The 10,588-nt window shown below is 72.4% G+C and carries 11 protein-coding genes; 7 read left to right on the forward strand and 4 right to left on the reverse strand.

Annotation, left to right across the window (positions count from 1 at the left end; genetic code table 11):
• The 6 genes from AC1MIR_RS12965 to AC1MIR_RS12990 all read left to right on the forward strand — a co-directional run.
• Positions 1-2,227 (forward strand): M10 family metallopeptidase C-terminal domain-containing protein (locus AC1MIR_RS12965; RefSeq protein WP_480028565.1); only part of this gene is annotated, 2,227 nt, incomplete at its 5' end.
• A 70-nt stretch (positions 2,228-2,297) separates the two neighbouring features.
• Positions 2,298-2,981: a 3-oxoacid CoA-transferase subunit A gene (locus AC1MIR_RS12970; RefSeq protein WP_480028566.1), complete on the forward strand. Its 684-nt coding sequence runs from the start codon at positions 2,298-2,300 to the stop codon at positions 2,979-2,981.
• Positions 2,982-2,983: 2 nt separating this feature from the next.
• The gene (locus AC1MIR_RS12975) at positions 2,984-3,622 is read left to right on the forward strand and encodes a 3-oxoacid CoA-transferase subunit B (protein ID WP_480028567.1); all 639 of its coding nucleotides are present in this window, start codon (positions 2,984-2,986) and stop codon (positions 3,620-3,622) included.
• Between the two features lies 1 nt (position 3,623).
• Positions 3,624-4,388 carry an enoyl-CoA hydratase/isomerase family protein gene (locus AC1MIR_RS12980; protein ID WP_480028568.1) on the forward strand — a complete coding sequence of 255 codons (765 nt, stop codon included), beginning with the start codon at positions 3,624-3,626 and terminating at the stop codon, positions 4,386-4,388.
• Positions 4,385-5,785, forward strand: a complete 1,401-nt coding sequence (locus AC1MIR_RS12985; RefSeq protein WP_480028569.1) for an amidase family protein — start codon at positions 4,385-4,387, stop codon at positions 5,783-5,785. Before AC1MIR_RS12980 ends, AC1MIR_RS12985 begins: the two co-directional genes overlap by 4 nt.
• Entirely contained in the window at positions 5,785-6,120 is a 336-nt protein-coding gene (locus AC1MIR_RS12990; protein WP_480028570.1) for a hypothetical protein, read from the forward strand. The genes AC1MIR_RS12985 and AC1MIR_RS12990 overlap by 1 nt, the downstream gene beginning before the upstream one ends.
• Here AC1MIR_RS12990 and AC1MIR_RS12995 read toward each other — a convergent pair.
• Positions 6,117-7,142 carry a nitrile hydratase subunit alpha gene (locus AC1MIR_RS12995; protein WP_480028571.1) on the reverse strand — a complete coding sequence of 342 codons (1,026 nt, stop codon included), beginning with the start codon at positions 7,140-7,142 and terminating at the stop codon, positions 6,117-6,119. The genes AC1MIR_RS12990 and AC1MIR_RS12995 overlap by 4 nt on opposite strands.
• A gap of 117 nt (positions 7,143-7,259) precedes the next feature.
• On the opposite strand from AC1MIR_RS12995, the gene AC1MIR_RS13000 reads away from it, so the two are divergent.
• Positions 7,260-8,246, forward strand: coding sequence for a Bug family tripartite tricarboxylate transporter substrate binding protein (locus tag AC1MIR_RS13000; protein WP_480028572.1), 987 nt, complete (start codon positions 7,260-7,262; stop codon positions 8,244-8,246).
• Positions 8,247-8,286: 40 nt separating this feature from the next.
• Here the strand turns inward: AC1MIR_RS13000 and AC1MIR_RS13005 are convergent, their stop codons facing one another.
• The 3 genes from AC1MIR_RS13005 to AC1MIR_RS13015 form a co-directional block, all read right to left on the reverse strand.
• Positions 8,287-9,204, reverse strand: coding sequence for a prephenate/arogenate dehydrogenase family protein (locus AC1MIR_RS13005; RefSeq protein ID WP_480028573.1), 918 nt, complete (start codon positions 9,202-9,204; stop codon positions 8,287-8,289).
• The gene (gene hisC / locus AC1MIR_RS13010) at positions 9,194-10,282 is read right to left on the reverse strand and encodes a histidinol-phosphate transaminase (RefSeq protein ID WP_480028574.1); all 1,089 of its coding nucleotides are present in this window, start codon (positions 10,280-10,282) and stop codon (positions 9,194-9,196) included. The genes AC1MIR_RS13005 and hisC overlap by 11 nt, the downstream gene beginning before the upstream one ends.
• Positions 10,283-10,314: 32 nt before the next feature.
• Positions 10,315-10,588: hypothetical protein (locus tag AC1MIR_RS13015; protein WP_480028575.1), on the reverse strand; the 274-nt coding region annotated here is incomplete at its 5' end.

Here is a 10,588-nt window from a genome sequence, read left to right on the forward strand (position 1 = left end):
CCGCCGCGCCGCGGGCCGCGCGCCGGCCGGGCGGGGCGGCGTGGAGGGGCCCGGCTCCGCCGCGCCGGGCCGCCGCCGCACCGCGCGGGCGGGGGGCGGGCCGGGCGCCGACACGCTGGTCGGCGATGGCGGCGACAACTGGCTCGGCGGCGGCGCCGGCGGCGACCGGCTGGATGGCGGCGAGGGCTTCGACGTCGCCGACTGGCGCGACGATCCCGGGGCCGCCGGCGTGCTCGCCAATCTCGGCCCGGTGGCGTTGGGCGGCGTCGCCCCCGGCACCGCGCGCGATCCCTCGGGCGCGACGGACACGCTGCGCGGCATCGAGGGGCTGCGCGGCACGGCGGCGGCCGACACGCTGCTCGGCGGCCCTGGCGACGGCCTGCTGCGCGGGCTGCGCGGCGCCGATTCGCTCGATGGCGGCGCCGGCTTCGACATCGCCGACCATGGCGACGACGCGGACCCGGACGGCGACGGCCTCGGCGTGATCGTCAATTTGTCGGAGGGCGCCGTGACCATCCCCGGCTTCGGCGCCGCCGGCACGCTGGTGGTCGGCGCCGGCCGCGCCCGCGACGGCTGGGGCGACACGGACAGCCTGGCCGGCCTCGAGGGCGCGCGTGGCAGCGCCGCGGCGGATGTGCTGGTCGGCATGCAGCGCACGCCCGTCTTCGCCTTCGCCGGCGTGGACATCTTCGCCGGGGAATCCTCGATCCTCATCGGGATGCTCGGCGCCGACACGCTCATCGCCGTCGCGCCCGGGGATGGCGTGATCGCCAGCCATCGCGACGATCCGGCGGGCATCGTCGCGCGCCTCGATCTCGGCAGCTTCGTGCGCGACGGCTTCGGCACGGTGGATGTGCTGGTCAACATCTTCGGCGTCGAGGGCAGCGCCGGCGACGACCTGATCGTGGCCGGCGACAACGGCTCCTTCCTGCGCGGCCTGGCCGGCGACGACACCCTGGCCGGCGGCCTCGGCTTCGACCGGCTGAGCTACGCGCTCGCCGCCGCCGGCGTGGCGGTGGACCTGCCCGCCGGCATCGCGCTCGACGGCGATGGCGGCGCGGACAGCCTCTCCGGCAGCTTCGAGATGGTGATCGGCAGCCGCTTCGCCGACCGGATCGCTGGCGGCGACGCCGGCACCTGGTTCCTCGGCCTCGCGGGGGCGGACACGCTGATCGGCGGCGCGGGGGAGGATATCGTCGCGTTTCGCGGGGCGACGGGGGGCGTGCTCCTGAACCTGCAATCGGGCTGGGCCTGGGACGGCGACGGATCGGGCCCGCAGGGCTCGCTCGACCGCCTCTCGGGCATCGAGCATGCGCTCGGCGGCGCCGGCGCCGATACGCTGCTCGGCTCCGCCGGTGCCAACAGCCTGCATGGCGCCGAGGGCGAGGACACGCTCGGCGGGCGCGGCGGGGATGACTGGCTCGCGGGCGGCGATGCCGGCGACACGCTGGATGGCGGCGGCGGCCTCGACACCACCGATGGCGGCGCCGGCGACGATCTGCACCTGGTGAATTCGCGCTTCGACCTGGTGATCGAAGCGGCCGGCGGCGGCAACGACACCGTGCAGTCCACCGCCTCCTACTGGCTGGACGCGGCGGCGGAGATCGAGATGCTGCGGCTTGCCGGCGGCAATGCCGTCAACGGCTTCGGCAACGGCCTCGACAATGTCATCCTGGGCAATGGCGCCGGCAATCGGCTGGAAGGCGGCCTCGGGCAGGACGATCTCTACGGCCTCGACGGCGCGGACACGCTGCTCGGCGGCAACGGCGCGGACACGCTCACCGGCCATGACGGCGCCGACCTGTTCCTCTTCGAGAAGGCGGCCGAGAGCTTCCGGGCCTTCGTGGACAGCATCACGGACATGGAGACCGGCCTGGACCGCATCGGCTTCACCGCCATCCCGGGCAAGCTCTTCGCCGGCGTCGTGCCCGCGTCCATCGTCTTCAACGGCGCGCTCGGCGTGGTCTTCGCCAGCCTGCTCCCCGGCGTGAACCGCTACGCGGAGGTCATGGCGGGCGTCAACGCCGCGCTCGGCGGGTCCGCCAATGTCACGGCCAGCGGCGCCGGCCTGCAGGTCTGGCAGGTGGATGTCGCCGGCGGCAGCGCGGCCGGCACCTATGTCTTCGTCAACGACGCGACCGAGGGCGCGCAGGCCTCCTCCGACATGCTCATCGCCGTGACGCTGGCGGGCGGGCCGCTGACGGCGGGGGACTTCATCCTGGCATGACGCTGGACGCCTTGGGCGCGGGCAGGTAACTCCGCCGCCAGGCCGGGCGGCGAGGGAGCGGAATTCGCGCATGATCAACAAGATCGTCCAGTCCATCGCCGAGGCGCTGGCCGGCGTGAAGGACGGCGCGACCGTGCTGATGGGCGGATTCGGCGCCGTGGGTCAGCCGGACGAGCTGATCGAGGGCCTGATCGAGCAGGGCGCCACCGACCTCACCGTCGTCGCCAACAATGCCGGCGCCGGCCGCGTGGGCCTGGCGAAGCTGATGGAGATGGGGCGCGTCCGGAAGATCATCTGTTCCTTCCCGCGCTCCGCCGGATCGGTGGTGTTCGAGGAGCTGTACCGCGCCGGGAAGCTCGAACTGGAGATCGTGCCGCAGGGCACGCTGGCCGAGCGCATGCGCGCCGCCGGCGCCGGCATCCCCGCCTTCTACACGCCGACCGCCGCCGGCACGAAGCTGGCGCAGGGCAAGGAGATGCGGGACTTCGACGGCCGCGCGCATGTGATGGAACATGCGCTGAAGGGCGATGTCGCGCTGGTGGAAGCCTGGGAAGGCGACCGCTGGGGCAACCTGACCTATCGCGAGAGCGGCCGGAACTTCAACCCGGTGATGGCCATGGCCGCCGACCTGACGATCGCGCAGGTGCATCACCTGCGCGAACTGGGCCAGATCGCGCCGGACAACGTGCACACGCCCGGCATCTTCGTGCAGCGCGTCGTGCAGGTGAAGCGGGGAGGGGTGTGGGAGTCGTGAGCATGTGGAACCGTCAGCAGATGGCCGCGCGCGTCGCGCAGGACATCCCGGAAGGCTGGTTCGTCAATCTCGGCATCGGCATCCCGACCATGGTCGCCGACCATGTGCCGGCCGAGCGCGAGGTGATCCTGCACAGCGAGAACGGCATTCTGGGCATGGGCCCCGCGCCCGCGCCGGACAAGGTCAATGCCTGGCTGGTCAATGCCGGCAAGCAACCCGTCACGCTGCGCCCCGGCGGCAGCTTCTTCCACCATGCCGACAGCTTCGCGATGATCCGCGGCGGCCATATCGACCTCTGCGTCCTCGGCGCCTTCGAGGTGGCGGAGAACGGCGACATCGCCAACTGGGCGACCAGCGAGAACGACAGCGCGCCGGCGGTCGGCGGGGCGATGGATCTCGCCGCGGGTGCCAAGCGGCTCTGGGTGGTGATGGAGCACACCACCAAGGACGGCACGCCGAAGCTGGTGGAGCGCTGCGGCTATCCGCTGACGGCCCCGGCCGCGGTGCAGCGCGTCTACACCAACCTCGCGGTGCTGGATGTGGTGCCGGGCCGCGGCTTCGTCGTGCGCGACATTGTGCCGGGCCTCTCGCTGGCGGATGTGCAGGCGAAGACCAGCGCGACGCTGCATGCGGATGGGTGAGATGCGCGTTGTCTCGGCGCGCGACGGCGGCGTGCTGACGCTGACGCTCGACTATCCCGCACGCCGCAATGCGCTGGCCGTGCCTTTGCGCGAGCAGTTGCACGACCTTCTGGAAGCCGCGCAGGGCGATCGCGCGGTCGGCGCCATCGTCGTCACCGGCGCGGGCGGCACCTTCTGCTCGGGCGGCGACATCTCCGGCATGGATGTGCAGGACCACGCAAGCGGCCTCGAGCGCATGCGCCGCACGCACCGCATCATCCGCCTGATGGTCGCGGGCCGCTTGCCGATCGTCGCGGCGGTCGAGGGCTGGTGCGTCGGCGCGGGCCTCTCGCTCGCCTGCGCCTGCGACACCATCGTCGCCGCCGAGGATGCGCGCTTCATGGCGGGTTTCGGCAAGGTCGGGCTGATCGCCGATCTCGGCCTGCCCTTCACCCTGCCCGCCCGCATCGGCAATGGCCGCGCGCGCCAGTTTTTTCTCTACGGAACGCAGGTGACGGCGGCCGAAGCCGAGCGCATCGGCCTCATTGACCACGTCGTGCCGAAGGGCGCCGCGCTGGCGAAGGCGCAGGAGTTGGGAAAATTCCTCGCCGCGCAGGCGCCGCTGCCGATCGCGCTGACCAAGCGCATCCTGGCCGAAGGGCTGGAACGCGCGCTGGAGGACGAGCGCCAGTTCCAGACCGCCTGCTTCCTCAGCGCCGACCATGCCGAGGGCAAGGCGGCCTTCCTGGCGAAGCGCGAACCGAATTTCGGTGGAGGACCGCGATGACCGAGTTCTGGCGCCTGCCGGCCACCGAGATCGCCGCGCTGGTACGCGGCAAGCGCGCGAGCGCAACGGAGGTCGCGAAGGATGCGCTGGCGCGTCTCGACGCCGCCAACCCGGCGATCAACGCCGTGGTGGACCATCGGCCAGAGGACACGTTGGACGAGGCCGCGCGCGTGGATGCGATGATCGCGCATGGCGAGGATCCGGGGCCGATGGCGGGCGTGCCCGTCACCATCAAGGTGAATGTGGACCAGAAGGGCTACGCCACCACCAACGGACTGCGCATCCAGCGCGACCACCGCGCGACGGAGGACAATCCGGTCGTCGCCAATTTGCGCAAGGCCGGCGCGGTGATCCTCGGCCGCACCAACACGCCCGCCTTCTCGCTGCGCTGGTTCTGCCGCAACGGGCTGCACGGCCACACGAAGAACCCCTGGGATCCCGGCATCACGCCCGGCGGGTCCTCCGGCGGCGCGGCGGCGGCGACCGCCGCCGGCATCGGTGCGATCGGCCATGGCACCGACATCGGCGGCTCCGTGCGCTATCCCGCCTATGCCTGCGGCATCCACGGCCTGCGGCCGACACTCGGAAGAATCCCGGCCTGGAACCCCTCGCTGCCGGATCGCCATATCGGCGGGCAGATCATGGCCGTCTCCGGTCCGCTCGCGCGCACCATCGCCGATGTGAAGCTCGGCTTCGAGGCGATGAGCGCGCGCGACGTGCGCGAGCCCTGGTGGGTCGGTGCCCCGATGGAAGGCCCGCCGGCGCCGAAGCGCGTTGCGCTCTGTGTGCGGCCAGAGGGCCTCGCGACCGCCGCGCCGGTCGAGGCCGCGCTGCGCGACGCCGCGAAGCGGCTCGAGGCCGCGGGTTGGACGGTGGAGGAAGCACCGCTGCCGCCGCTGCGCGAGCCCGCGCAGCTGCAGGCGCTGCTCTGGCTGGCGGAGACCCGTCGCGGCCTGAACAAGGCGATCGCCGCCGAGAACGACTCCGATGCCAACTTCGTCTATGCGCAGATGGAGGCGCTCTGCCCCGCGCCGGACCTCTTCGCTTTCATGGATGCGCTGCAGAAGCGCGTCGGCTTTGTGCGGGAGTGGATGGAGTTCTTCGAGCGCTTTCCGGTCGCGCTCTGCCCGGTCTCGGCCGAGCTGCCCTTCCGCGACCTGCAGGATGTCGAGAGCGCGGAGAGCTTCCGCGCGGTGATGGAGGCGCAGCTCACCCAGGTCGGCCTGCCGCTGATGGGGCTGCCGGGGCTGACTGTCACCACCGGCCTGGTCGGGCGCGTGCCGGTCGGCGTGCAGCTCGTCGCCGGCCGCTACCGCGAGGACCTGCTGCTGGAAGCCGGCGCCGCGATCGAGGCGGCGGGCGTGCCCGCGACGCCGGTGGAGCCCGCCAGCGCCTGATGGGTCACTCGCCCCGCGAGATCCTGCTGCGCATCGCCCGCACCGCGGCGATCGTGCTGGCGGGCGCGGGCCTGCTGCTGCTGGTGCTGCACCTGCTCGCCGGGCTGCCGGACGGGCATCTGCTGATCGTGATCGCGCTGTCCGCGCCGCTGGCGGCGCTGTTCGGCTGGGTCGTGGCCGAGGCGCTGCGCAGCGGCGTGCTGCCGCATCGCTTCGGCGTGGATGACCGCCACCGGCACCCGATGGCCTTCTGGACCGGCGTCGCGATCTACGCCATCGGCGCGGCTGCGCTCGCCATCATGGCGGCCTGGGCGCTGGCGCAGGTCCTGGCCTAGCCGGCCATCTCCCCCGGCGCCCGCGCGCGCGTCACGCCGATCATGCTGTCGCGCGTCACCAGCGCCTGCAGCCGCATCTCGTCCCAACCCTCGGTGCCCGAAGGCCGTTCCGGCACCACCAGGTAGCGCAGCTCGCCATTGCTGTCGTGCACGCGCAACTCCGTCCCCTCCGGCAGCACGGTGCCGAATTCCGCCAGCACGCCGCGCGGATCGCGCACCGCGCGGGCGCGATAGGCGCGGCTCTTGTACCAGGCGGGCGGGCGGCCGAGCACGCTGCGCGGATAGCAGGAACACAGCGTGCAGACGACCAGATGATGCAGCTCCGGCCGATTGAACAGCGCCGCCAGCACCGTCTCTCCGCCGCTGAGGCCGAGTTCCTGCACCGCCGATCCCGCATCGGCGGCGAGCCGCGCGGCGAAGCCGGGATCGGTCCAGGCACGGGCGACGACGCGCGCGCCGTTATGCGTGCCGCGGCTGTCCATGCGCTCGATCTCGGCACGGATCTCCTCGGCGCTCAGCACGCCCCGCGCGACGAGCAGGTTGCGCACCGCCAGGCCGCGCAGCCGGAGCGGCGACAGCACCGAGACGTCCGCGTCGTCATCCTCCTGGTAGGGATGATGATCGTGATCGTCATCGTGGTCGTGATCATGGTCGTGGTCGTGGTCGTGCTGGTGCGCGCCGGCCGCGGGCCCCTCCACGCCGTCCTCTCCGGCGTCGCGCAGCCTTGCCTCCTCGGCCTCGATCACCGCCAGCGGCAGCACGCCCTTCTCCACCAGCAGGGAGGAGAAGGCGTGGATCCAGCGCTCGTAATAGGGCGTGGACCAGTAGGTCTCGGCGTCCAGCGCCTCCTGCACGCGGCGGCTCTCATCGGTGGTGAAGAAGCGCCGCTTGCGGTCTGCGAGCAGCATGCGGATCGCGTCCGCTTCCTTCTCCCAATGCGCGGGCTCGTGCTCGTCGCGCGCGATCGGGGCGACATGGCGGCCGCCGACATCATGCGGCGGCGGGGCGTGCGGCGCGTCCATGCGATCCTCCTGGCCTGCGCGATCTTGGCACGCGGCGAGACGCGGGCAAGCCATCGGCTCGACAGGCCATTCGACGATTGGCAAGCTGCGCCGACAACCGGGAGGGAAATCATGACCATGAGCGCAACACGTCGCAGCCTGCTCGCTGGCGCCGCAACGCTGCTCGCGGCCGGCGGCGCAGCGGCGCAGCCTGCCTGGCCCGCGCGCGACCTGCGGCTGGTCTGTCCCTTCCCGCCCGGCGGCACCACCGATGTCGTGGCGCGCCTCGTCGCCGCATCGCTCGGCGCGCAGCTCGGCCGCGCGGTGGTGGTGGAGAACCAGCCCGGCGCCGGCAGCACGCTCGCCGCCGGGCGCTTCGCGCGCGAGGCCGACGACCACGCGCTGTTCCTGTCGCAGATCGCCTCGCACGGCATCGGGCCGGCGCTCTACCGCAACCTCGCCTACAACCCGGAGACGGATTTCCGGCCGGTGAAGCTGCTGGTGACGGTGCCGAACGTGCTGGTCGCGAACAAGACGAAGGTCCCGCAGGCCGATGTGCGCGCCTTCCTGCGCGATGCGAAGGCCAACCCGAACACGCGCACCTTCGCCTCGGCCGGCAACGGCACCTCGACGCATCTGACCGGGGAGCTGATCAACCTGCTCTCCGGCGCGCGCATCACGCATGTGCCCTATCGCGGCGCGGGGCCGGGCATGACGGCGGTGATCGCCGGCGAGGTGGACACCTTCATCGACAACCTGCCCACGGCCCTGCCGCAGATCCGCAGCGGCACCGTGGTCGCCCTCGCCGTCACCTCGCGCCAGCGCCTGCCGGACCTGCCCGACGTCCCCGCGCTGTCGGAGCTCGGTGCCGAGTTCGGCATGCAGGACTTTGCGGCCGAGGCCTGGTTCGGCCTGCATGCGCATCGCTCCGCATCCGATGCGGTGGTGGCGCGGATGTCGGCCGCGCTCGATGCGGCGCTGGCGGATCCTGAGCTGCGGCGCCAGCTCGCGCAGCGCGGCACCAACCCGCGCGGCGGCCCGCCGGCGGAATACGGCCAGCTCGTCACCTCCGAACTCGCGCGCTGGAAGCGCGTGGTGGAGGCGGCGAACATCGTCGTGAACTGAAAGGCCAGCGTGGTGCCGCACCCCGCAGGCGGTGCGGTCCCTACGCCTGGTGGCGCTCGATCAGGCCCTTGCGGATCTTCCGGCCGCGGTTGATGCGGTCCTCGATATACTCCGCCTGGCCCCAGCGCACGGCGCGGCCCAGCGCATGCGCGTCCTCCACGAAGCGGCCGAGCATCTCCAGCAGCGCCTCGCGGTTGTTGAGGAAGACGTCGCGCCACATGGTGGGGTCGCTCGCCGCGATGCGGGTGAAGTCCCGAAAACCGCCGGCGGCGAATTTCAGCACCTTCTCCTTCGTCTCCTCCGCCAGGTCGTCGGCGGTGGAGCAGATGGTGAAGGCGATCAGGTGCGGCAGATGCGACACGATCGCGACGATCTTGTCGTGCGTCACGGGGTCGAGCGTCTCCACCATGCTGCCGCAGCGGCGCCAGAGCTCGGCGATCCTCTGCACCGCCTGCGGATCGCCGCCCGGCAGCGGCGTCAGCATCGTGTAGCGGCCCTCGAACAGCTCCGCGAAGCCGGCATCGGGGCCGGAATGCTCGGTGCCGGCCATCGGATGCGCGGGCACGAGATGCACGCCCTTCGGCAGCAGCGGCGCCAGGTCGCGCACCACGCTGCCCTTGGTGGAGCCGACATCGCTGACGATGGCGCCTGGCGCCAGATGCGGCGCGATGCGCGCCATCACCCCGGCATAGGCGCCGACCGGGATGCAGAAGATCACGCCATCGGCGCCCTCGACCGCCTTCGCCGGATCCTCCTCGACCTCATCGGCAATGCCGAGTTCACGCACGCGGTCGAGCGTCGCCTGGCTGCGCGCGGTCACCACCACGGTCCGCGCGATGTCGCCGCGCGCGCGGGCGACCCGCGCGATGGAACTGCCGATCAGCCCGACGCCGATCAGGCACAGCCGCTCGAACAGCGGCCCCGGCGGTCCCTGGAAGGGCGGCAGGTCACTGGCCATGCGCGAAGGCGGCCAGCGCCTCGATGACCAGGCCGTTCTCCTCGGCGGTGCCGATGGTCACGCGCAGCGTCTGCGCCAGGCCGTAGCCGCCCATGGCACGCACGATCAGCCCGCGCGCGCGCAGATGCGCATCGGCCGCCTTGGCGCGCGCCGCATCGCCGAAATCCACCAGCACGAAATTGCCCTCGCTCGGCCAGACCTTCAGGCCTGCCTGCGTCAGCGCGCCGCTGACGCGCGCGCGCTCCGCCGTGTTGTGCGCGACGGACTTCTCCACCCAGTCGGGCTCCGCCAGCGCCGCGATGCCGGCGGCCATCGCGGCGGAGTTCACGTTGAAGGGCCCGCGCACGCGCCCCAGCACGTCCACGATGGCGGGCGGCGCGTAGCACCAGCCGAGCCGGATGCCGCCCAGCCCGTAGATCTTGGAGAAGGTGCGCGTCATCACCGTGTTGCCGCCGCCGGCATCCACCAGCTTCGCGCCCGCATCGTAGTCCGGCCGCGTGACGTATTCGGCATAGGCGCTGTCCAGCACCAGCAGCACGTCCTCGCGCAGCCCGCGGCGCAGCCGCTCCATCTCCGACTGCGGCAGGATGGAGCCGGTGGGGTTGTTCGGGTTGGCCAGGAACATCAGCCGGGTGCGCGGCCCGACGGCGGCGAGAAGCCCGTCCACATCCGCCGTCAGGTTCTTCTCCGGCACCTTGATCACGCGGCAGCCGGCCCAGCGGCCGGTCAGGTCGTACATCATGAAGCCGTGCGCCGACATGACCAGCTCGGTGCCTTCCCCGCCATAGGCGAGGATCAGCATGGCGAGGATCTCGTCCGAGCCGTTGCCGCAGACGATCTGTCCCGAGTTGAGCCCGAAGCGGGCGCCGATCGCCTCGCGCAGCGCTGCCGCGCCGCCATCGGGGTAGCGATGCGCCTCCTTCGCGGCCTCGGCGATGGCGCGGATGGCGCCGGGCGGCGGGCCGAAGGCGCCCTCGTTGGAGGACAGCTTGATCACCCGGTTGACGCCCGGGACCTTGGACTCCCCGCCGACATAGGGCTCGACCGAGAGGACGGAGGGGCGCGGCATCACGCTCATGGCGGAGTCAACCTTGCGGGGCGGTGGTGGCGTCAGTCGGCGACCGGCACGGCATAGCCGCCGAGCACGGTGGCGCCGAGCGAGGCGAGGCGGGGGTCGCCCGCGGCCAGCAGGCCCGGCGCCTCCATCAGCGCCAGTTCTCCCTCCTGCAGCAGCAGCGTCCCGCCGAGGCCGGCCGCGGCGCGCCCCCCCCCCCCCCCCCCCCCCACGGGGCGCCGCGCGGCAACGGGGCGATGCGGTTCAACCCGGCCGCCAGGCCCGGTGATAGGGGTGGTTCTGCCGGATCGCCTGCGCGCGGTAGAGCTG

This window comes from Falsiroseomonas sp. RANM36 (assembly GCF_056682175.1).